At 69.1% G+C, this 20,438-nt stretch carries 20 protein-coding genes and 1 pseudogene; 4 read left to right on the top strand and 17 right to left on the bottom strand.

All coding sequences use genetic code 11. The features are described 5' to 3' along the window. Complete coding sequence (locus tag OMP39_RS04410) at positions 1–915, bottom strand: DUF72 domain-containing protein (protein WP_264893582.1); 915 nt, start codon at positions 913–915, stop codon at positions 1–3. Between the two features lie 155 nt (positions 916–1,070). Here OMP39_RS04410 and OMP39_RS04405 point away from each other — a divergent pair, with 155 nt between their 5' ends. Then, positions 1,071–1,565: a hypothetical protein gene (locus OMP39_RS04405; RefSeq protein ID WP_264893581.1), complete on the top strand. Its 495-nt coding sequence runs from the start codon at positions 1,071–1,073 to the stop codon at positions 1,563–1,565. A 203-nt stretch (positions 1,566–1,768) separates the two neighbouring features. Here the strand turns inward: OMP39_RS04405 and OMP39_RS04400 are convergent. From OMP39_RS04400 to OMP39_RS04385, 4 genes and pseudogenes are all read right to left on the bottom strand, one after another. Then, positions 1,769–1,981, bottom strand: a pseudogene (locus OMP39_RS04400) (leucine zipper domain-containing protein); the annotation flags it as partial. Positions 1,982–2,329: 348 nt separating this feature from the next. Continuing rightward, a complete protein-coding gene (locus OMP39_RS04395; protein ID WP_264893580.1) occupies positions 2,330–2,740 on the bottom strand; it encodes a hypothetical protein in 411 nt (136 codons plus the stop codon). A gap of 183 nt (positions 2,741–2,923) precedes the next feature. After that, on the bottom strand, positions 2,924–3,886 hold the full coding sequence (locus tag OMP39_RS04390; protein WP_264893579.1) for an IS5 family transposase: 963 nt from the start codon (positions 3,884–3,886) through the stop codon (positions 2,924–2,926). Positions 3,887–4,023: 137 nt separating this feature from the next. Further along, a complete protein-coding gene (locus tag OMP39_RS04385; protein ID WP_264893578.1) occupies positions 4,024–4,560 on the bottom strand; it encodes a hypothetical protein in 537 nt (178 codons plus the stop codon). Between the two features lie 612 nt (positions 4,561–5,172). On the opposite strand from OMP39_RS04385, the gene dinB reads away from it, so the two are divergent. The 3 genes from dinB (at position 5,173) to OMP39_RS04370 (ending at position 8,675) form a co-directional block, all read left to right on the top strand. Continuing rightward, positions 5,173–6,369, top strand: coding sequence for a DNA polymerase IV (gene dinB, locus OMP39_RS04380; RefSeq protein ID WP_264893577.1), 1,197 nt, complete (start codon positions 5,173–5,175; stop codon positions 6,367–6,369). A gap of 34 nt (positions 6,370–6,403) precedes the next feature. Further along, a complete protein-coding gene (locus OMP39_RS04375; RefSeq protein ID WP_264893576.1) occupies positions 6,404–7,318 on the top strand; it encodes a LysR substrate-binding domain-containing protein in 915 nt (304 codons plus the stop codon). A gap of 145 nt (positions 7,319–7,463) precedes the next feature. Continuing rightward, on the top strand, positions 7,464–8,675 hold the full coding sequence (locus OMP39_RS04370; RefSeq protein ID WP_264893575.1) for an alpha-hydroxy acid oxidase: 1,212 nt from the start codon (positions 7,464–7,466) through the stop codon (positions 8,673–8,675). A gap of 43 nt (positions 8,676–8,718) precedes the next feature. On the opposite strand, the gene OMP39_RS04365 is transcribed toward OMP39_RS04370, so the two are convergent. From OMP39_RS04365 to OMP39_RS04310, 12 genes are all read right to left on the bottom strand, one after another. Further along, on the bottom strand, positions 8,719–9,681 hold the full coding sequence (locus OMP39_RS04365) for a glycosyltransferase family 4 protein (RefSeq protein ID WP_264893574.1): 963 nt from the start codon (positions 9,679–9,681) through the stop codon (positions 8,719–8,721). Between the two features lie 8 nt (positions 9,682–9,689). After that, positions 9,690–10,844, bottom strand: a complete 1,155-nt coding sequence (locus OMP39_RS04360) for a glycosyltransferase family 9 protein (RefSeq protein WP_264893573.1) — start codon at positions 10,842–10,844, stop codon at positions 9,690–9,692. A 14-nt stretch (positions 10,845–10,858) separates the two neighbouring features. Then, the gene (locus tag OMP39_RS04355; RefSeq protein WP_264893572.1) at positions 10,859–11,341 is read right to left on the bottom strand and encodes an SPASM domain-containing protein; all 483 of its coding nucleotides are present in this window, start codon (positions 11,339–11,341) and stop codon (positions 10,859–10,861) included. A 101-nt stretch (positions 11,342–11,442) separates the two neighbouring features. Next, positions 11,443–12,423 (bottom strand): IS5 family transposase, encoded by a 981-nt coding sequence (locus OMP39_RS04350; RefSeq protein ID WP_028915768.1) that lies wholly within the window; start codon positions 12,421–12,423, stop codon positions 11,443–11,445. A 52-nt stretch (positions 12,424–12,475) separates the two neighbouring features. After that, positions 12,476–13,021 (bottom strand): radical SAM protein, encoded by a 546-nt coding sequence (locus tag OMP39_RS04345; protein ID WP_264893571.1) that lies wholly within the window; start codon positions 13,019–13,021, stop codon positions 12,476–12,478. Between the two features lie 12 nt (positions 13,022–13,033). After that, entirely contained in the window at positions 13,034–14,194 is a 1,161-nt protein-coding gene (locus OMP39_RS04340) for a glycosyltransferase family 2 protein (protein WP_264893570.1), read from the bottom strand. After that, positions 14,191–15,939 (bottom strand): carbamoyltransferase family protein, encoded by a 1,749-nt coding sequence (locus tag OMP39_RS04335; RefSeq protein ID WP_264893569.1) that lies wholly within the window; start codon positions 15,937–15,939, stop codon positions 14,191–14,193. Before OMP39_RS04335 ends, OMP39_RS04340 begins: the two co-directional genes overlap by 4 nt. Then, on the bottom strand, positions 15,936–17,099 hold the full coding sequence (locus tag OMP39_RS04330) for a glycosyltransferase family 9 protein (protein ID WP_264893568.1): 1,164 nt from the start codon (positions 17,097–17,099) through the stop codon (positions 15,936–15,938). Before OMP39_RS04330 ends, OMP39_RS04335 begins: the two co-directional genes overlap by 4 nt. Then, entirely contained in the window at positions 17,077–17,721 is a 645-nt protein-coding gene (locus OMP39_RS04325) for a D-glycero-alpha-D-manno-heptose-1,7-bisphosphate 7-phosphatase (RefSeq protein WP_264893567.1), read from the bottom strand. Before OMP39_RS04325 ends, OMP39_RS04330 begins: the two co-directional genes overlap by 23 nt. Continuing rightward, entirely contained in the window at positions 17,712–18,470 is a 759-nt protein-coding gene (locus OMP39_RS04320; RefSeq protein ID WP_264893566.1) for an SDR family oxidoreductase, read from the bottom strand. Before OMP39_RS04320 ends, OMP39_RS04325 begins: the two co-directional genes overlap by 10 nt. A 72-nt stretch (positions 18,471–18,542) precedes the next feature. Further along, positions 18,543–19,868, bottom strand: coding sequence for a glycosyltransferase family 4 protein (locus tag OMP39_RS04315; RefSeq protein WP_264893565.1), 1,326 nt, complete (start codon positions 19,866–19,868; stop codon positions 18,543–18,545). A 269-nt stretch (positions 19,869–20,137) separates the two neighbouring features. Beyond that, the gene (locus OMP39_RS04310) at positions 20,138–20,431 is read right to left on the bottom strand and encodes a hypothetical protein (protein ID WP_264893564.1); all 294 of its coding nucleotides are present in this window, start codon (positions 20,429–20,431) and stop codon (positions 20,138–20,140) included. Positions 20,432–20,438 lie beyond the last annotated feature (7 nt).

Below are 20,438 nucleotides of genomic sequence, written 5' to 3'. Positions count from 1 at the left end.
TCATGAACCCGTGGGATGCCGCCGCTGCGGGGTGTGCTCGAGCGGTGGGAGGCGGAGCATGGCGCGCAAGGCGGCCGCGTCGAACGGCGCGTGCACCTTCGCGTCGTTGTCGAAGTAGGCATAGACGTCGCGCGGACGGCGGTGTGGCTCGCGCGTGCCGTCGGCGAGGCGGGCGTCGCCGGGCTGGCTGCCCTCGTGCCACGCGCCGATGCGGCGGGCCCAGCCGCTCAACGCGGCGTCGGAGTACCCGCTGGCGTACAGATCCTCGTGCCCGTGCAGGCGCAGATACACGAAGTCGGCCGTCACGTCCTCGATGCAGGGCCACTTGCCGGCCGCGTCGGCCACGACCACCGCCACCCCGTGGCGCTGCAGCAGCTCGATGAAGCGAGGGGTGATGAAGCTCTCGTGCCGGACTTCGATCGCGTGGCGCCACGGGCGAGGGGCATCGACGGCCAAGGCGGTGCGGCCCTTCATGAACCCGCTGTCGCGCCGACGGGCCAGGGCCGCCGCCTCCTGCGAATCGCGCGGCAACAGCCGCAGGAAGCCGTCGATGCGCTCGGCGTCGAACTCGAAGTTCGGCGGCAGCTGCCACAGCAGCGGCCCCATCTTCTCGCGCAGCCGCAGCACGCCGGAGGCGAAGAAGTTGGCCAGCGCCCGTTCCACGTCGCGCAGCCGTTTCACGTGCGTGATGTAGCGCGGCGCCTTGACGGCGAGGACGAAGCCCGGGGGCGTCTGGGCATACCAGGCCTCGTAGTGTGGCGGGCGCAGCAAGCCGTAGAACGAGCCGTTGATCTCGATGGTGTCGAACGCGCGCGAGGCGAATGCGAGTTCGTCGCGCTGCGGCAACCCGAGCGGATAGAACACGCCGCGCCAGCCTTCGTAACGCCACCCGGAGATGCCGATGCGCACCGTCATGCCGAGACCCGGGCAAGAACGGTGCGCATCGCAAGACGCGGAAAGCGAGGAAGTGCCCCGGCCGGCCGGGGTTGATCGCGGGATCGCTGCCGCACCACGCCCCTAGACTGCCTCTCATCGCGCCAATATCGACACGACGAAGGAAAGCAAGAAGCATGGAGCGCATCAGCAGCACCGCGGCGACGCTGAAGGTAGATTGGGAATCCGGGATCGGCCGGGTCGAGGTGGAAACCGCTTTCGCGCAAGCTCCTGCCGGCCTGCGCCGCGACGCCCTGCGGGACTGGACCGACGAGCTCGATACGCTGCTGGAGCTTGCCGTCTCAGAACTGGAGCCGCACCGCCGCACCGAGGAGCTGCGATTGCAGCGCGAGCGCAACCTGCGCCGCCGCCTGATGTGCGAACGGCTCGAAGGCCAAACCATCGTGATGGCCGAGCCCCTGGTCAACGGCGACGTGATGCTGCACCTGGCCAACGGCGAAGCCGTGGTGCTCTACGCCTACGAAGAGGACGTCAAACTCGAACACGTCAACCCGGTGCGCGCACGCCGCCACGCCGAGCAGGCCGGCCTCGGCGACTACTACGTGCGCGAGGATGCGCCGCACACGGCATCGGGGGGATCGCAGCCGCCGGCACCTTCCTTCGCGGATTGACGCGGCCCGCGGGTTCGGCACGGCGCGTCGGTGCAAAGCGCCTCAGGGGACGGGCACGCAGTGGCCTCGCGGCGCAATTCCACTGCGTGTCCGCCTCGAATGACCTGTTAGACGTCGTTGACGACCTCAGCTCCTGCCGGAAGCGTTGCTTGCATAGCCGCGAGATACACGAGTCGTAGTCTCGCCGGCCAATCAGCGCGGTCGATCGCCCTTGGCGAGCGGGCTGGGCGTGAGGATTTTTCCAGCACAGCCGGGGCGCCGCCGGCCAGGAAGCGAGCACGCCACTTGCGAGCAGTGACCGCACTGGCGCCGTGCTTGTCGCCGGCCTCGGCTGGCGACAAACCTCTTTCGATCATGTCTTGGACAAGCTCCACGCGACGAAGGTACGTCAATCGGGCATTCTTATGGGTGTTCATCCGGTTCTGGTTTCGCAGTTGACTGGTGGTTTGGCGATCTCCAGTCTCTCAAAACCTCACCGGGTGAACACCCGAAACACCCTATTGAACCTTCACAGCCGGCTGCGCGCGACGCCTTCGGTGAGCAGTCGGTGAAGTGAGCATGCTGGTTTCGAGCTGCGTACACCAGGAGTCCCAGAGGCACTGTTCTGACCGTGTTACCACACAGTGCTTTGCAAGCTTCGGTCCGACGGCATTTAAGAGGTATGCGAAACGGGAGGCCGGACTCCCCTGTGGCACCTAACGTTGGACATATCGGTGGGCGCAGGCAAGCGAAGCTTGCCGGAGAACGTCCGCTCGATGGAGGTGTTAGTCCCCACCCCCGATGAAGAGCTTGGCGGCAAGACCAGCAATGGCAATTACCAGACTGTACACCGCAATGCGCCACCTCTGAAGCTCCCGTGATTGGCTCGCGCGTTCGGCCTGCAGCTTCTCCGCCGCTGGGAGCAGCATGCCAGGCTGGTACGGAAGGTAGTAGCACCGGCCCCGACGGTTCAACTTGGACACCTGTTCGATCTTTGACGATTCAGAACAACCTACCCCTTCGTCCCAGATTCCGCGGTGACAAGCCAGAGACTCGCTTTCGCGCTGCCAAGACAGATCGCCGGCTGCCGCACGCCGACGGGCTTCGCGGGGCACTTCAAGCGAGAAGGGCGCGGCACGCTCGGGGTAGTGCAACCGTATGAAGTAGTGACAAGACGAGCAGGTCTTCTTGAACATGTGATGGATCAACTGGGACCTAACACCTTCGTTAAGGAAGGTCTGCACAAAGCCCCCTGAAGCGTGCTTGCGCCCCGAGTGACTCGAAATCGAATGTCTGCGATGCCTGCTTCGGCCCCAATGCGCCAACACTCCCGCCGATTCGGCGGCCGTGGCGGCCCCGCAGGCCCATTTCGGGCGCACTCATGCCCCGGCTCCCAGGAGTTGGCGGCGCGCCAGCCACAGGTTGGCCAGCGCAAACAGCGTGTGCAGCTGCGCCGTGTTCTTGGCCAGGCCCCGGTAGCGCACCTTCACATGCCCGAACTGGCGCTTGACCACCCGGAAGGGATGCTCCACCTTGGCCCGGATGCGCGCCTTCAGCCGCTCGAGTTGCTCGGTCAGCCCTTCGATGGGATCGGTCTTGTCCAAGGCCCGCCGCTGGCCCGGCTTCATGGCGATGTGCCACGGCACTCCGGGCGGGGCGTCGGCTCGTTTGCCCGCGCCCTGGTAGCCCGCATCGGCAAACACGTCGCGCTCGTGCCCATGCAGCAGGCTGGCGGCCTCGACCACGTCGTTGACGTGCCCGCCGGTGCCGCGCACGGTGTACACCAGGCCCGAGTCGGCATCCACGCCGATGTGGCACTTCATGCCGAAGTACCACTGCTGGCCCTTGCGGCTTTGCTTCATCTCGGGATCACGCTGCCCCGAGGTGTTCTTGGTGGAGCTCGGGGCGGCGATCAGCGTGGCATCCACCACCGTGCCGCTCCTGAGCAGCAGCCCCTTGGCGCCCAGCAGGTCGTTGACGGTCTTCAGGATCTGGGCGGCCAGCTGGTGCTGTTCGAGCACGTGGCGGAACCTGAGGATGGTGCTCTCGTCGGGCAGCTGTTCGTCCCAGCCTTCCAGTCCGGCAAACTCGCGAAACAGCGGCGCGTCGTGCAGCGCCTCCTCCATGGCCGGGTCGCTCAGGTTGAACCACTGCTGCATGAAGCGGATGCGCAGCATGGTCTCCGGGGCAAACGGCGGGCGTCCGCGCCGGCCCTCGGGCAGGTAGGGCGACACCAGCGCCACCAGCTCGGCCCAGGGCACCACGCGTTCCATCTCTTCCAGAAACTCGCGCCGCCGCGTGCGCTTGGCCGTCATCCCCAGGCCCAGGCTGTGTTGCTTCATGGGCGATATGGTCTCAGCAGCTCATGCTCTTGCCAAGCACGGCGGGGGCGGATTTGTGCAGACCTTCCCTAGACCTTCGCCTTTTGGCGGCTTCGGGCTCGCGAAGCCAGCTCGAAGACGTCCGCTCGAAGGAGGGGTTAGGCTGCACTCGCTTCACCAATTGGCTCATTCTTCAACTTCTTGATCTCGTGCTCAGTGGTGTTCAACACGAGCGCGACTCGATAGTCAGAAAGACCTTGCTTCTTGAGGTGCGCGACAACCTCCCTTCGTATTGCGATCGCGTTCTTCTTGTCGTAGTAGTCCTGCATGATGTCGCCGCCCTGGAACACCACAGAGTTGAGGTTTTGGGGCACGGTCTGCCAGTACGTCGCGGTGTGGCACTTTGCTCCCCGAACAAAGTCATACCCGAGCAGCCTGCCGACAAGCCGCAAGAGGCTGTAAACAAGGGACCACTGAACTTCTTGCCTCGCGTCAACCGCTTCTCTGGCGGCTTCCAATTCGCCCAGCAGCATTTGCTTGTGGCGCTCAGTAGTGTCAAGCGCAGCTAGTTCTGACTCGATCTTGCTAAGCGCCTTGCGGAGCCACATAACTCGTGACTTTGCAATCTGCTGCTGGCCTTCGATGCACTTCGCCCGGTCTCCGAAGATCAGGCGAAATGTCATCTCGAATTCCATATCACGAGTCATACGAGACCTCCGTGGCGGCCTTGTGCGGCCTAACGTCGGAGTTGACCGGCACGCAGTGGCATTGCGTCGAGAAGCGTACGCTCACCAACACACTCGCGGCGCGATGCCGCTGCGTGTCCGTGTCGAAGGACCTGTTATACCGCATGCGCCTCTGAGTCTGCAGAGGTGAGCTACTCTCCTTTAGATGTGAATAAGTTCTTGACCAACAGGCGGAGCTGGCTGAGAGATTACGGTATGAATCCCCTGTCGTTCTGGAGCTCGAAGGCGATGACGTCATCTTCCTTCGGCATGAGCTGTATGCGGAAGTGAGTGTGCGACTGAGTGGCGCAAGTTGGCCACCAATCCACCCAGCGTGTTTGGGGCTCGATTCCTGGGGCCGCAGACACCGGCTTGCCGGCGGGGGGCCGCTCGAAGGAGGGGTTAAGTGCTCGGCCGGGACACAGCACAACAAGCACCTCCGACTCTTCTTCGCCGCCAAGATACCCGAGACGACCTTGCCGCAGAAGCGTCGGTTCCACTCACGCGAACCGCCGCAGCTGGATGCGCTGCTGGGCCCCTGACGCCGGGGCATACTGCCTTGCCGGCACGACGGCCCCACCCATGCCCCGCTACATCGCCCACCTCGACATGGACGCCTTCTATGCGTCCGTGGAGCTGCTGCGCTACCCGGACCTGCGTGGTCAGCCGGTGGTGATCGGCGGTGGCCGCCGTCATCAGCCCGCGCTGCTGGCCGATGGCACCCGCCGCTACGCTCGCCTGGCCGAGTACGCGGGGCGGGGTGTCGTCACGACCGCTACCTATGAGGCCCGGGCCCTGGGCGTTCATTCCGGCATGGGTCTCATGAAGGCCGCCGCTCTGGCGCCGCAGGCCATTTTGCTGCCGACCGACTTCGACGAGTACCGGCGCTACTCGCGGCTCTTCAAGGCGGCGGTGGCCGAGATCGCGCCGCAGATCGAGGACCGCGGCATCGACGAGATCTACATGGACCTCACCGACGTGCCCGGGGCTCAGGACGCCGTGGGGGGTGATCCGCTGGGCGGGGTGCGGGCGGTGGCCCGGGCGATCAAGGAGAACGTGCGGCGAGCCACGGGGCTCACCTGCTCGATCGGTGTCACGCCCAACAAGCTGCTGTCCAAGCTGTGCTCGGATCTGGACAAGCCCGATGGCCTGACGGTGCTCACCGAGGCGGACATCCCCGCGCGGATCTGGCCGCTGCCCGCGCGGCGCATCAACGGCATCGGGCCCAAGGCCAACGCGCGGCTGGAGGCGCTGGGCATCCGCACCATCGGCGAACTGGCCGCCTGCGAGCGGCAGTGGCTGGTGGAGCATTTCGGGCCGAGTTACGGCGCCTGGCTCCACGAGGCGGCGCACGGGCGCGACGACCGGCCGGTGGTCACGCACAGCGAGCCCAAGTCCATGAGCCGCGAAACCACCTTCGAACGCGACTTGCACCCGCGCGCCGACCGCGAGCAACTCGGCGCCCTCTTCACACGGCTGTGCGAGCAGGTGGCCGCCGACCTGGCGCGCAAGGGCTACGTGGGCCGCACGATCGGCATCAAGCTGCGGTTCGACGACTTCCGCACCGTCACGCGCGACCAGAGCCTGCCCTCGCCCACCGACGACGCGCGCCTCATCCGCCACGCCGCAGGGCAGTGCCTCAAGCGCGTCACGCTGGACCGGCGTCTGCGCCTGCTCGGTGTGCGCGTGGGCGGCCTGCGCCGCAAGGAGGAGGTGGCCCGCCCGGGTCCACCCGTCGCCGCGGAGCCGAGCGCGCCCTACACCCTGCCCTTGTTCTGAAGCCGCCCGCCCAGCGCTGGCCTACCATTGCGGCATGACCCACGCCGACTTGCGCCTGCCCTCGCTCGACGGCCTGCGCGCCTTCGAGGCCGTGGCCCGGCTCGGCAGCTTCGAGCGGGCCGCCGAGGAGTTGCACGTGACGGCCAGCGCCGTGAGCAAGCGCGTCGCCACGTTGGAAGAGCTGCTGCACACGCAACTCTTGATGCGGCAGGGCAAGGGCTTGCAGCTCACGCCGCAGGGACGGGAGTACCTCGAGCAGGTGCGCACTGCGCTGGGCGTGCTGGCCGCCGTGCCCTTGCACCGGCGCGCCGCCTCGGGCCCGCAGCGCCTGCGCGTGTGCGCGCCGCCCACCTTCGCCCGGCAGATCCTGGTGCCGCACCTGGAGGCCTACACCCGCGCCCACCCCGAGGTGGAACTGGAGCTCGTGCTGAGCATTCCGTACCTGGAGGCCCGCTGGAGCGAGGCCGACCTGGAGGTGCGGCACGGCGACCCCGGCGCGGCGGGCAGCTCGGCGCTGATGCACGACCGGCTCGTGCCGGTGGCCTCGCCCGCCCTGCTCGACCGCTTGCCGGCCGTGCGCGCGCCGGCCGACCTGCGCCACGCGCCGCTGCTGCGCACGCCGCTGGACCCGTGGACGCCGTGGTTCCGCGCCGCGGGACTGGACTGGCCCGAGCCCCAACAAGGGCCGAAGTTCGTCGACCTGGGCTTGCTGCTGGAGGCCGCGGTGAGCGGTCAGGGTGTGGCCTTGGCCCGGCCGAGCCTGGCGCACCACTGGCTCACCTCGGGCACGCTGGTGCCGCTTTTTGCGCTCACCGTGCCAGCGGCCCACGCGTACTACCTGGTGCCGGCTGTGCCCCAAGGGGCGGCCGCGGGCTTCGCGGCCTGGCTGCAAGGGGTGTGCGCCGAGGTGGAGCGCCGGGCGGCGGAATGGCTTTCGGGGCGGGCCTGAAGAGTTTTCCGGCACACGGGCGGCGATTCGTCCTACGATCCCCGTGTCCGGGCGCCCCCCGGCTCGCGCCTGCGTGGCGAAGGGGCCGCCCGGCCTGAGGAGGGCGCCGCGACGCCCGCCCTCCGAATCACCAGACCGAGACACGATGAGCGCACCCATCACCTGCATCGAAGACCTGCGAGTGCTCGCGAAGAAGCGCGTTCCGCGCATGTTCTACGACTATGCCGACTCGGGCTCGTGGACCGAGAGCACCTACCGGGCGAACGAGAGCGACTTCCATTCGATCCTGCTGCGACAGCGCGTGGCCGTGAACATGGAAGGCCGCAGCACCCGTACGACGATGATCGGTGAGGACGTGGCCATGCCGGTGGCGCTGGCGCCGACGGGCCTGACGGGGATGCAGCATGCCGACGGCGAGATCCTCGCGGCCCGCGCGGCGGAGAAGTTCGGCGTGCCGTTCACGCTCTCGACGATGAGCATCTGCTCGATCGAGGACGTCGCCGCGCACACCACGCGGCCGTTCTGGTTCCAGCTGTACGTGATGCGTGACCGCGACTTCATCGAGCGGCTGATCGACCGTGCCAAAGCCGCGGGCTGCTCGGCGCTGATGCTCACGCTGGACCTGCAGATCCTCGGCCAGCGGCACAAGGACATCAAGAACGGGCTGTCGGCCCCGCCGAAGCCGACGCTGCGCAACCTCGTCAACCTGGCGACCAAGCCGCGGTGGTGCCTGGGCATGCTCGGCACGCGCCGCCGCACGTTCGGCAACATCGTGGGCCATGCCAAGGGCGTGGGGGATCTGTCGTCGCTGTCGAGCTGGACGGCCGAGCAGTTCGATCCCCGCTTGAACTGGGGCGATGTGGAGTGGATCAAGAAGCGCTGGGGCGGCAAGCTGATCCTCAAGGGCATCCTGGACGTGGAGGACGCGCGGCTGGCGGCCGACAGCGGCGCCGACGCGCTGGTGGTGTCCAACCACGGGGGCCGGCAGCTCGACGGCGCGCCTTCGTCCATCCGCGCCTTGCCCGAGATCGTGCAGGCGGTGGGCTCACGCATCGAGGTGTGGATGGACGGCGGCATCCGTTCGGGCCAGGACGTGCTGAAGGCGGTGGCGCTGGGCGCGCGCGGCACACTGATCGGCCGGCCGTTCCTCTATGGCCTGGGGGCGATGGGCGAAGCCGGCGTGACGCGCTGCCTGGAGATCATCCAGCGCGAGCTGGACCTGACCATGGCCTTCTGCGGGCGCACGCGCATCGAGCAGGTGGACCGCAGCATCCTGCTGCCCGGGACCTACCCGACCCCGGGCTCGTGGACGGCGGCGAGCGACTCGGCGGCGGTGTACGCGTTGAAGTCGGCCTGACGAGGCAGGCGGCGGGGTGCGGGCCACGCCCTGCCCTGCCGCTTCAGGAGGTGACGAGCGCGAACGCGTCCATCCAGTCGCGCACGAAGCGCTCGATGCCGAACCGCTCCAGCGCGGTGCGTCGCGCGGCCTCGCCCAGGCGCCGGGCCTCCTCGGGGTGCGCGAGCAGGTGCTTCATCGCCTCGGCCAAGCGGTCCAGCCGGGTGTCGACGAAGCCGTTCTCGCCGTTGCGGATCACCGTCACCAGCTCGGTGGTGGCCAAACCCACCACCGGCAGGCCGACCATCATCGCTTCGATGATCGCCAACCCCAGGCTCGTGTAGCGGATCGGGTTGAAGAAGAACCGGTAGTCGGCCACGAACTCGGCCAAGCGCCGGTTCTCCACTTCGCCGAGCCCGCCCTCACCGGCCAGTTCGTCGGCGCCCATCCCCACCAGTGCGAGCGGGACCTCCTGCCGCATCTGTCGGTACACATCGAGCCCCAGCCGGCGACCGCGCTTGGCGAGATTGTTCACCACCACGATGCCCTCGGCCTTGGTGCCGCGGTATCGCGCATCGTTCATCAGCTTCACGCCGTGCTCGATCACCCTCGTCGGCGTCGTGCCGCTGTCCCACATGAGGGCATTGAACGGCGTGCAATGCACGAGCAGCACGTTCGGGTCCTGCACCCAATGGCGGGTGCCGGTGGGATGCTCCTGCGGCGGGTCGTGCTCGAGGTAGATGCGCGGCAGGCGCCGCTGGGCGGCGCTCAGTACCCGGTGCTGCTCCTCCACCCACGCGTGCTTCGACTGGAACAGGATGATGTCGAACGGCATGTCACGGATGCGGTCGACGCTCGCCTCGTGCACGTTGTCGCCCCACGGCAGCGTGCCGCTGCGGCCCGTGTGGTGGACGGACCGCTCATCGTCGACCACGAGGTAGAACTCGTGCGGCACCTGCGTCAGGTAGTACAGGTAGTTGCCGTGGACGTGCCAGGTGAGGATTCTCAGAGGTCGCGAGGTGTGCATGGGTGGTTCTATGAGAGATGGCGCCCGGCGAGACGCACCGCCTCGCCACGCCAGGGCGTGGAGCCGGGGGCGAGGCCGCCTTCGGGCCTCGCAGGGGCTTCGATCAGATCGAGCGCGGCCTCGGCCACCAGTTCGGCGGTGACGGCCCGCGCGCAGGGGTGCGCGATCGGGCATTGGCGGTAGGCGCAAGGCCGGCACGGCACGTCGTGCCACAGCACCCGGGCCTCGGGCGCCGGGCGCTGCCAGCGGTACACGTCGCCGCCGCAGCTCACGACCACGCGCGGCGTCCCGAGTGCGGCGGCCACGTGGGCGACCCCGGTGTCGTTGCTCACGAGCAAGGCGGCGCCTTCGAGCAATGCCCCGAGCTCCCACAGCCCGGTGAGACCGCACAGGTCGAGGGCCGGACGGTGCATGCGTGCCACCACTTCGCGTGCCAGCTCGCGCTCGGCGGCCGTTCCCGTGACGACGACCGACAGGCCCCGCGCCGCCAGCACATCGCCGACCTGAGCGAACCGCTCGGCCGGCCAACGGCGCGACGGCAACTGCGCGCCGGGGTGGAGCACCACGTACCGTCCGACGGTTTGACCCGCCGGCCAGAGGGCGCGAAGGCGGGCGCGGTCCTCGTCACGCAGCGGGAACTCCTCCGCCCCCTCTGCCCCGCTGATGCCGAGCGCGCGCACCAGCCGCATCAAGCGCTCGGTCTCGTGGCCCGCCTGCGGCCACGCCACCGCCACATCGACTCCCGGCGGCGCAGGCTCGCCGGGCGGATGGAAGGCCACCAGCCTGCGGGCACCGAAGAGCGAGACCAGCGCGTTGCTCAAGGTGCCGCTGCCGTGCATCTGCAGCAGCAGATCGAAGCGCCGCTCTTGCACCTGGGCGAGAAAGCCCGGCCAGGCGGGCAAGTCTGCACTGGCCTCGGGCAGGAACGGATGGCCGGGAAACGCGACGAAATCGTCGATGCACGACAGGCGCTCGGCCAAGGCCCGCGCCCAGGGCAACCCGATGAGCGTGACCACCGAATGCGGGCAGGCATTCTTCAGGGCCCGCCAGGCCGGTATCGCGCATAACAGGTCGCCAAGCATCAAGGCGCGAAAGACGCCGATGCGCACCACCTCGCCCGGCTCGCAGTGCAAGGCTTGGGCCAGTGGCAAGGGCGGCTTCATGATCGATCATCCCCTCAGAACGCACCCTGGTAGAGCGCGCAGTGCCGGCACACCGACGGCGGGCGGCCGCTGGCGAGCTGGGCCCGGAAGCGCCGCGCGGCCTGCCCGTGCCAGACGGCAAGCAGGCCGTCTCGCAGCGCGTTGCCGAAGCGTGCCCGATCGGGCGTGGCGACCATGCAGCAAGGCAGCATCTCGCCCGAGGCGGTCAGGTAGAGCTGCTCCCAGGGCCAGCGGCAGCCGGGCGCCTCGGCCGGCGGCGTGAGCCGGGGCAGATGCAAGCGCACACCGAGCGCCGCGGCCAGCCGGCACGCCTGCGCGAACACCTCGCTCGCATGCGGTGTGTCGACCTCGCGCAACTGCGCCTCGCGCACGTACTCCCGGATGGGGATGTAGCGCGTCGGCGCCCCGGGCTCCTCGAGGTCCGAGGACAGGCGCTGCACCAGCAACTCGTGCACGTCGACCTGCACCGCGAGCCGCACTAGGGAAGGTCTGAACAACCCGCTCTGCCGCCCGGATTGCGGCATCGTGGCGCCGGCCTGGCGTCGCTTTCGAGCCGGATTTCGCCCGTGCAGGGCGGTTTTTGGCGGGTTTCCCCGCCTTACGGACGCACTGCTCCCGTCGTCGGCAACAAACGCCGGCGCGCCATCCACAGGTTCGACAGCGCGAACAGCGTCAGCACCTGCGCCGCGTTCTTCGCCAGGCCGCGGTAGCGCACCTTCGTGTAGCCGAACTGCCGCTTGATCACCCGGAACGGGTGCTCCACCTTCGCCCGCAGACTGGCCTTGTAGCGCTCCCACCGCTCGGCGTAGCGCCGCTCGCGCTCGTTCTTCATCGCACGCAGCTTCGACGGCTTCTCCGCGATCAGGAATCCGGCGTCCACGTCCTGCAGCTCCTCGCGCTTCTCGGCACCCGTGTAGCCGCTGTCGCCGCACACCGTGTCTTCCCGGCCGTGCAGCAGCTTGTACACCTGCGTCACGTCGGCCACGTTCGCCGCCGTGCATTCCACGTGGTGCACCAGACCGGACGCGTCATCCACGCCGATGTGCGCCTTCATCCCGAAGAACCACTGGTTGCCCTTCTTGGTCTGGTGCATCGCCGGATCGCGCTCGCCCGCCTTGTTCTTGGTCGAGCTCGGCGCACTGATGATCGTGGCATCCACGATCGTGCCACTGCGCAGGCTCAGGCCCTTGCGCTGAAGATGGGCGTTGACCTGCTCGAAGAGCTTCTCGGCCAGCCCGTGCGTCTCCAACAGCCGGCGGAAGTTGAGGATCGTCGTCTCGTCCGGGATGTCGGCAAGCCCGCCCAACTGCGCGAAGCGGCGCATCACCGGCGTGTCGTACAAGGCTTCTTCCATCGCCGGGTCGCTGAGCGCATACCACTGCTGCAGGAAGTGGATGCGCAGCATCGTCGCCAACGGATAGGGCTGGCGACCGGGACGGCCCATCTTCGGGTAGTGCGGCTCGATCAGACCCAGCAGCGCCTGCCACGGCACCACCTGCTCCATCTCCGCCAAAAACACCTCGCGCCGCGTGCGCTTGCGGCTCCCCAGACCCTCGGCATCACCGAACGACAGCTGCATCGCACTCACCCCGATCACGGTGAGGCATTGTCGCGCAATCGGGCGGAGTTGTTCAGACCTTCCCTAGAGGCAGGAGCTGGTCGAGGTTGTGTCGCATGAGCACCATCACCAAGCGGACTTGCAGGGCGCTGCGGTGGCGCCGCCTCGCCTGCGCGAGCCGATGAAGGTTGCGAACGACCTTGTCGAACGAAGCCTTGCGGCGGATGTCCTCGTACGGTGCGCGCTCGGCCGCATCGACGGACACCGACAAGGTGTGCAAGCCGCTGGTCACGCAACGCTCGGCCCGCTCGGGAGTGAGCAACGTGAGGTTGGTGTTGGCCGTGACACGGATGCCGCGCGAGGCCGCCAGGCTCACCATGTCGAAGAAGCGAGGATTGCGCATCGGCTCGCCCAGCCCCTGCAGATGCAGTTGCTCCAACCCCGGCAGCTGGTCCAGCAGGTGCACGAAGTCCTCCATCGACAGCATCGGTCCGGCGTCGGGCCGATGGTTGACCGTGCACATGCGGCACGCAAGGTTGCACGTGCTGCTGGGCTCGATCTGGGCGAACCTCGGCAACGGGGGTGCCAGGGTGCTCTCGTTCGGGGCGGCCTCGTTCACGCGCGGGCTCCGTCACACGAAGGGGGTGCGGAAATGGAAGGCTCCCCGCACCCGCCAGTAAATGGAGAGGAAAGGGATCGCCGCAGAGGTGACGATCATCTCGGCCACGTGCCGTGGCGCGCGCGAGGTGTCGCGCAGCCGCTGCCAGGCGAAGCTGCCGATGAGCACCGCGCTCGCCGCCCACGCGGCTCCCGCCCAGGCCCACTCACCGAAGACGGCGCACACCACGCCCAGGAAGGTCGAGCCGACGATGGCGTAGTAGCGCAACGGCGGCACCGGCCGGATGCGCTCGCGGTACAGGCGCGGGTACTTCTTGTAGAGCAGCGCGTCGTAGTACACGTTGGACTGCTGTTTGAGGCTCACCCCCCACGGCGCCTCGCGCACGGGATGCACGACGACCGCCGCGCTGACCTGGTCGATCTCGCCGTAGCGCTCCATCAACGCGAAGTACAGGTCGGCGTCCTCTCGCCAGGCCTTGCGGTAGCGTTCGTCGAACCCGCCCACCGCGTCGAGAGCCGCCTTGCGCACGAAGCAGTTGGCCGTGATGAAACGCGCGGCCTCGAGCCCGCGCGTGTTCTTCTCGTGGTCGGTGGGCACCGGAGGGGTCGGCACGACGGTACGGCCCCAGATGGCCGGCCGCTCGCCCGTCTGCATGGCGAAAAGGCCGTAGCGCAGCCAGTCGCGGTCCGGGATGGTGTCGTCATCGGTGAAGGCGATCAACTCCGCCCGCGCAGCGCGCCATCCCCGGTTGCGCGCCGCGGCGGGCCCGCGGGTGCCTTCGGGCCTCAGGTAGCGGACGACCGGACGCCCTTGCGTTTGCTCGGCCACGCGGGCCACCAGCGTTTCCGTCTCGTCGTGGTGGCCGTCGTCGACCACGACGATCTCGTAGTCGTCGGGCGAGAGGCTTTGCTCCACCAGCGCATTGAGGCATCGCAGCAGCAACTGGGGCCGGCCGCAGGTCGGAATCACCACGGAGACCTTGACCACTGCCAAGGCCGCGCGCCGACCGGCGAGTCCGCCGTGCTCGACGTGCGGGCGACGGCGCTGCTCGGCCTCGGGCCCTTTGCCGGGTGCGGGCGCTTGCTGCTCGCGTGTGCGCGCCAGCGGTTCGTCGGCGGGCTGGCGCAAGTCGTCTGCGGGCGGGCGATCCATCACGGTGGCTTGCCGACTCATGAGCGCTTCTCCACGAGGAACGAGCCGATTACCAGGGCGTCGAGCGGGGTGCTGAAGAAGGCGTTGAGCGCATCGCGCGGCGTGCACACGATGGGCTCGCCGCGCACGTTGAACGACGTGTTGACGAGCACCGGCACCCCGGTGAGCGCACCGAAGGCCTTGAGCGTGTCGTAGTAGCACGGGTGGGTGTCGCGTCGCACCGTCTGCACGCGCGCCGTGCGGTCGGCGTGGCACACCGCGGGAATGCGCGACGCCTGCTCGGGCCGCACGTCGTAGACGAACAGCATGAACGGGGACTGGCCGTGGTTGGCATGCGCCGGCATGAACCACTGCGCCAGGTCATCTTCCGGGACCACGGGAGCGACCGGTCTGAAGTCCTCGCGGTCCTTGAGTTCGTTCAGCCGCGCCTGCATGGCGCCATCCAGCGGCGAGGCCAGGATCGAGCGGGCCCCCAGCGCGCGGGGACCGAACTCCATGCGCCCCTGGAACCACCCCACGATGCGATCGGCCGCCAGCAGCTGCGCGGTCTGCCGCGGCACGTCGTCCAGCCGGCGGTACGGCAGCTTGGCCCAGCGCAGCAACCGCTCGATCTCGTCGTCGGAGAACTGCGGCCCCCAGTAGGCATGTTCCATCACCCACTCGCGCGGCGCGGGCCGTGCGGCCCCAGCGCTGCGTTGCTGCCAGTCGATCCACAGCGCCGCGCCGAGGGCGGTGCCGGCATCGCCCGCCGCCGGTTGAACCCACACGCCGTCGAACACCCCCGCATCCCGCAGCTTCGCGTTCATCACGCAGTTGAGGGCCACACCCCCCGCCATCGCCAGGTAGCGCTCCCCGCTCGCGCGTCGCAGCCAGCGCGCCAGCTCGATCACCGTCTCTTCGAGCACCGTCTGCAACGACGCCGTGATGTCGAAGTGCCGCTGCTCCAAGGGCTCGCCGCGTTGCCGCGGTGGCCCGAACAGGGCGGGTGCGTCGAAGGGCAGCACTTCGTAGCGGCCCTGCCCGCGCGGCCGCACCAGCTCGCGGAACGCGTCGGCATAGACCGGCCGGCCCAGGGCGGCCAGCGCCATCACCTTGTACTCGTCGCTCGAATGCAGGAAGCCCAGGTGCGAGGTGATGCGCTCGTACAGCAGGCCCAGGGAGTGCGGCATCGTCACCTCACCGAGCGACTCGTACCGCTCCCCGCTCCATACGCCGTAGGTCGTGGTCGCCTCCTCGCCCCGCCCGTCCAGCGTCATCACAGCGCAGCGTTCGTACGGGGCGGCGAGAAAGGCACTCGCCTGGTGGCACTGGTGGTGCTCCACGTGATGCCACTGGAACGGGCCGTCGTGCTGGACGCCCCGGAACCGAGCCTTCAGGTGGTGAGGCGCGCCGCTGGCGAGCTGGCGCGGGGCATTGAGGACGTAGCTCGCGAAGAGCGGGTCCCACACGTTCTCCCAGGGGCCCGCCGCATGGGCCGAGGGCTCCAGCGGCAACTCGATGCGCCCCTCGGGCAGGCGGTCGCGGATGAAGCGCGCGGGATCGTAGCTGTAGGCCACGTGGTCCACGTCGGCCAGGGTCACCCCCGCCTCCTGCAGGCAGTAGTCGATCGCGTGGAACGGCAGCTCCCAGGCCGTGAAGGGCACCGGCCGCTTGCCGTGCTTGATGCGGGTGAAGCGCTCGTCTTCGGCTGCGGCCACCACACGTCCGTCGACGACGAGAGCGGCCGAGCTGTCGTGAAAAGCGGCGTTGATACCGAGTGTGATCATGCGTAGGCGGGCTGCGAGAGCCGATCGGTCGAGAACGCGGGACAAGGCGCGACGCTGTCGCGCAGGCCGTAAAGCTCCAGCGCGGCACGCACCACCGCCTCGGGCTCGACCTTGAGCAGGCAGTCGTGGTGGCCCTGGGGACACACGCTCTTGAGGCAGTTGCGGCAGGGCACGTCGTGGTTGAGCACCCGCGAGGGCACCTGCCAGGGCGTGTGCTGCGGGTTGGTGAGCGCGTACAGGTCGACCACCGGCGTGGCGAGCGCCGCCGCCAGGTGCACCGGCCCGCTGTTGTTCGACACCAAGAGGCGCGCATCGCGCAACAGCACCGCGAACTCGCCCAGGCCGAGCCGCCCCGCCAGGCTGTACGAGGGCCGCCGCATCGACGCCTGGGCCCTGCGCACCAGCTCCTCCTCGGCGCCCGAGCCGGTGTAGAGGATCGCGGCGCCCGTCGCGTGGGCAATGGCATCGGCCGCCATGCCGAAGCGCTCGGCGGGATAGCGGCGCGAGGAGGCCGTCGCACCGGGATGCACCACCACGTAAGGCTGGCCGCGGTCCACGCCGAGTTCGTGCAGGCGCTCGTCCAGGCTCGCCTCGTCGAGGGCCCGGGTGCGAAAGCGCAGCCGCGCGTCCTCGGTCCGAAACCCCAGCCGCGCGACCAGTGCCAGCTGCCGTTCCACCTCGTGGCGGATGCCGCTGGCGGGCTCGGGGTCCGGCACCCAGTCGGTCAGGAGGTCGTATGGGTTCTCGCGGCAGTGCGCCAGCCGAAGGGGGATGCCGGCCAGCCGGCAGATCAACGCCGCAGGCAGCGCGCTTTGGGTGTAGACGGTGAAGATCACCGCGGCGTCGAACCCGCGCGCGGCCAGCTGCCCGATCAGTTCGTGGTCCTGCCGGGGTGGGCGGTGCCCACCCTCGCCCTTGACCCATGGCGCGTCATAGACGATCGCGTCGTTCACGTCGGGCAGGTGCGGCAGTGCCTGGCTCGTGGCGCGCGAGCACAACAGGGTGATGCGCGCATCGTCCGGCAGGCCCTCGCGCAGCGCGGCGATGGCCGGTGTGGTCATCAGGAGATCGCCGAGGTTGTCCAAGCGCACCGCGAGCACCCGCCTCGCGCGCCGCCAGCGCCGCATCCGCTGGGCCTCAGCCTCGGGCTGCCGCGTCATGCGCAAGCCTCCCGACGTCAGGGGCGCGTGCATCCACGCCGGAGTGCTCGACGATGTGGCAGGCGGCTTCCCAGAAGTCGGCGGCGCGATGGTGCGGCACGCGCCACTGCGAGGTGCGCCACACGGTCTCGTTGCCGACATCCAGCATCACCGTGCGGCACCCCGCACGGCGCCCGGCCTCGATGTCGTCGAGGATGTCGCCCACCATCCACGAGCGGGCGAGGTCGAGATCGAGGTCCTCGGCGGCCTGCAGCAACAGCCCGGGCGCCGGTTTGCGGCACGCACAGGGCGGACGCGAGGCATCCAACCCCGGCGCGTGCGTGCATGCGTAGAAGCCCTCCAGCGGAATGCCGCGCTCGGCCAGCCGGTCGGTGAGCCAGCGCTGCAAGCGCACCAACGCGGCCTCGTCGAAGAGCCCCAGCCCCACGCCGGGCTGGTTGGTGATCATCACCAGCCGGAAACCGGCGTCGGCCAACAGTTGCAGGCCCTCGATCGCACCGGGGGTGAAGCTCACCAGCGCCGGATCGACGTTGTACGGCACGTTCTCGACGACCGTGCCGTCCTTGTCCACGAAGACGGCCGGGTGCCGACCGCTGGCGCGCATGCCGAGGGTCAGGGCCATGAAGTCTCCTGCACGGGCAGCACCATGAGTTCGGGAATGACCGACTCACGCGGCATCGTGAGCAGGAAGCGCACGGCCAGCGCGACATTGGCCGGGTCCTGCAGCTTCGTCTCGTCGATGCCCGGGAAGCGGTCGAGCAGGAAGGGCGTGCGCATGCCGCCAGCCACCAGCGTCGAGACGCGCACGCCATGCGGCCGCAACTCGGCATGCAGCGCGTGCGACAGCCCGACGAGCCCCCACTTGCTGGCGTGGTAGGCGCTGGCGTTCGGCCAGCAGCGTTTGGCGGCCGTGGAGGCGACGTTCACGATCTGCCCGCCGCGTCCGCGGTCGCCGCGCTTGAGGGCCTCCAGCGCCACCTTGCACAGCACGAACGGTCCACGCAGGTTGGTGGCGAGCACGCGGTCCCATTCCTCGAGGGCCAGCTCGTCGATCGGCTTGGTGACGTCGGTGCCCGCGTTGTTGATGAGGATGTCGAGCGAGCCGAAGTGCGAGACGGTCTGCTCCACTGCCTGGCGCGCCGCGGCCGCGTCGGCCACATCGAGCACGAGCGGCAAGGCGTGTCCGCCGGCCTTGTCGATCTCGCCGGCCACGCGCTCGGCCAGCCCGCGGTCCAGATCGGCCACGGCCACGCGGCATCCCGCATCGGCGAGCGCGTGAGCGATCTCCGCCCCGAGCCCTCGCCCGGCCCCTGTGACCAGCGCCACCTGGTCCTGCAACTGCGTCATCTCTGGCGCTTGCGAACGCGTCATTCAACTCTCCTGATCAGTGTTTTGATGAGTGATAGGGGACGAAGGGAACAAAGCCGGCGGCCGAGCGGGCCGTCACGGGGTGGCGCCCTGCACGGCGGTCAGCACCGCGGTGCGTCGCAGCGGCACCACCACGGCCGATTGGCGCCTGCGCTCGGTGTGCCGCAGCGTCTGCAGCACCTGGCCCAGTTGCCCCGCCACCCGCTCCCAGGTGAACAGCGAGCGCGCCCGCCGAATGCCGGCGCGCCCCAGCGCGCGGGCCAGCTCGGGGTTGCGGTGCAACCAGGCCAGACGCTCGGCGAGCGCGGCCGGGTCGCGGGCGGGCACGAGGTAGCCGGTGACGCCTTGCACCACCGAGTACTGGATGCCTCCCACCGCACTGCCGATCACCGGCGTGCCGCAGGCCATCGCCTCCAAGGGGGTGATCCCGAACGGCTCGTACCAAGGCGTGGTGACGAACACATCGGCCGCGCAGTAGTAGCGCCGCAGGTCAGCGCGCTGCCGGCGCCCGGCAAAGCTCATGCGCGACTCCACGCCCAGCTCACGCGCGATGGCGCGCAGGCGGCCGATCTCGGGCGTGGCGCGCTCGTCGGGCTCCTCCGACTCGCCGCCGACGACCAACACCCTGGCCGGCACGTCGGTGGGCAAGTGCGCGATCGAGCGAATCACGTTGTCCACGCCCTTGCGAGGCACCATCCGGCCGAGCTGCAGCACCACGAACTCGCCCGGGTCGAGGCCCAGTTCGAGGCGCGCCCGGCGCCGGTCCATCGGCGAGAACTCCGCCGGATCGAACCCGCAGGGCACCATCACCATGCGGCGCTCGTCGGCGCCGTACAGCCTCACCAGGTCGGCGCGGTCCTGCGGGCATTCCGCGACGATGCAGTCCGCCTCGGCGACGAGTTGCCGCTCGATGTCGATGCGCTCGGCCGGAAAGCCGTCCGCTTCGCCCTGATGCTCGCGGCGCACCAAGCCCAGCGCATGGAAGGTGATCGCGAACGGAACGCCCAGCGTGTGCTTGAGGTGCAACGCGACCAGGCCCGACATGAAGAAGTTCGCGTGAACGACGTCGTAGCCCCCCGTGTTGCGAAAGAGACGCTCGCACTCGCTGGCAAAGCGCGCCATGTGGGGCAGCAAGTGCTCCTTGGGCACGAAGCTCGGCGGGCCGGCATCGATGTGGACGACGCGCAGCCCGGGCCGCAGGTGCACGACGGTGGGCAGCATCGCGTCGTCGCGCCGCGTGAACACGTCGACCTGATGACCGGCCTCGGCCAGACAACGGGCCATGTGGGCCACGTAGATGTTCTGGCCCCCGGCGTCCACGCCGCCGAGGGTGGCCAGCGGAGACGCATGCTCGCTGATGAGAGCGATCTTCAACGGGGCTCGGCGTGCGCGGTTCTTCATGGCGTCGTTCCAGCGGTGGAAGGTCCCCCCGCTCTGGCAAACGGTGTGCCACTCTCGCCCCGCCCTGCGACCGACGGGCCTGCGGTGGCCGGCGTGCGACGCGGGCTCTGCACCCCCGCAGGTGCGGCGAGGCGCCGGTAAAACTTCCCTGGAACGCCGTGAGGCGCCTGCCCCACGGAATGAAGCACCAAGACGACACGAGGAAATAGAAAAGGCCGCCTCCAGGGCGGCCTTGCGCGAGAAGGCAGGGAAGACTGCGTCTGCCCGCCTCACAACACGGTGCTGCTCGGCCCGCCGACCGCGCCCGTCCCCGCGGGCAGTGTGGAGCCGCCCGAGCCGTCGCCCCGGTAGAGAGCCGAGCCGCCCAGACCCGCCGCCTCGCCCTCCTCTGGCCGCAGTGACGACGTGACGTCCGCGCGGCTGCCGTAGGAGCGGCCCTGCGTCTCGCCCATCGCCTGCTGGCGGCGGCGGGCACGGTAAGCGGCGATGCTGGCGCCGGCCAGCGCGCCGAGGATCAGCGCGGTCCACAGACCGCGGCCGCCGGTGCGTGCAGTGTCTTGCATCTGAGCC

It is taken from the genome of Schlegelella aquatica (genome assembly GCF_026013905.1).
Taxonomy (GTDB): Bacteria; Pseudomonadota; Gammaproteobacteria; order Burkholderiales; family Burkholderiaceae_C; genus Caldimonas; species Caldimonas aquatica.
Note: the sequence above shows the minus strand (reverse complement) of the source record. Positions and strands in the feature narration are given on the sequence as shown.

What these genes read in the sequence shown, in the direction of transcription:
- OMP39_RS04330 (WP_264893568.1), bottom strand. Translation starts at nt 17,099, where the DNA reads ATGACGCGGCAGCCCGAGGCTGAGGCCCAGCGGATGCGGCGCTGGCGG.
- OMP39_RS04340 (WP_264893570.1), bottom strand. Translation starts at nt 14,194, where the DNA reads ATGAGTCGGCAAGCCACCGTGATGGATCGCCCGCCCGCAGACGACTTG.
- OMP39_RS04395 (WP_264893580.1), bottom strand. Translation starts at nt 2,740, where the DNA reads ATGTTCAAGAAGACCTGCTCGTCTTGTCACTACTTCATACGGTTGCAC.
- OMP39_RS04365 (WP_264893574.1), bottom strand. Translation starts at nt 9,681, where the DNA reads ATGCACACCTCGCGACCTCTGAGAATCCTCACCTGGCACGTCCACGGC.
- OMP39_RS04310 (WP_264893564.1), bottom strand. Translation starts at nt 20,431, where the DNA reads ATGCAAGACACTGCACGCACCGGCGGCCGCGGTCTGTGGACCGCGCTG.
- OMP39_RS04325 (WP_264893567.1), bottom strand. Translation starts at nt 17,721, where the DNA reads ATGGCCCTGACCCTCGGCATGCGCGCCAGCGGTCGGCACCCGGCCGTC.
- OMP39_RS04335 (WP_264893569.1), bottom strand. Translation starts at nt 15,939, where the DNA reads ATGATCACACTCGGTATCAACGCCGCTTTTCACGACAGCTCGGCCGCT.
- OMP39_RS04360 (WP_264893573.1), bottom strand. Translation starts at nt 10,844, where the DNA reads ATGAAGCCGCCCTTGCCACTGGCCCAAGCCTTGCACTGCGAGCCGGGC.
- OMP39_RS04320 (WP_264893566.1), bottom strand. Translation starts at nt 18,470, where the DNA reads ATGACGCGTTCGCAAGCGCCAGAGATGACGCAGTTGCAGGACCAGGTG.
- OMP39_RS04405 (WP_264893581.1), top strand. Translation starts at nt 1,071, where the DNA reads ATGGAGCGCATCAGCAGCACCGCGGCGACGCTGAAGGTAGATTGGGAA.
- OMP39_RS04390 (WP_264893579.1), bottom strand. Translation starts at nt 3,886, where the DNA reads ATGAAGCAACACAGCCTGGGCCTGGGGATGACGGCCAAGCGCACGCGG.
- OMP39_RS04370 (WP_264893575.1), top strand. Translation starts at nt 7,464, where the DNA reads ATGAGCGCACCCATCACCTGCATCGAAGACCTGCGAGTGCTCGCGAAG.
- OMP39_RS04385 (WP_264893578.1), bottom strand. Translation starts at nt 4,560, where the DNA reads ATGGAATTCGAGATGACATTTCGCCTGATCTTCGGAGACCGGGCGAAG.
- dinB (WP_264893577.1), top strand. Translation starts at nt 5,173, where the DNA reads ATGCCCCGCTACATCGCCCACCTCGACATGGACGCCTTCTATGCGTCC.
- OMP39_RS04410 (WP_264893582.1), bottom strand. Translation starts at nt 915, where the DNA reads ATGACGGTGCGCATCGGCATCTCCGGGTGGCGTTACGAAGGCTGGCGC.
- OMP39_RS04315 (WP_264893565.1), bottom strand. Translation starts at nt 19,868, where the DNA reads ATGAAGAACCGCGCACGCCGAGCCCCGTTGAAGATCGCTCTCATCAGC.
- OMP39_RS04375 (WP_264893576.1), top strand. Translation starts at nt 6,404, where the DNA reads ATGACCCACGCCGACTTGCGCCTGCCCTCGCTCGACGGCCTGCGCGCC.
- OMP39_RS04350 (WP_028915768.1), bottom strand. Translation starts at nt 12,423, where the DNA reads ATGCAGCTGTCGTTCGGTGATGCCGAGGGTCTGGGGAGCCGCAAGCGC.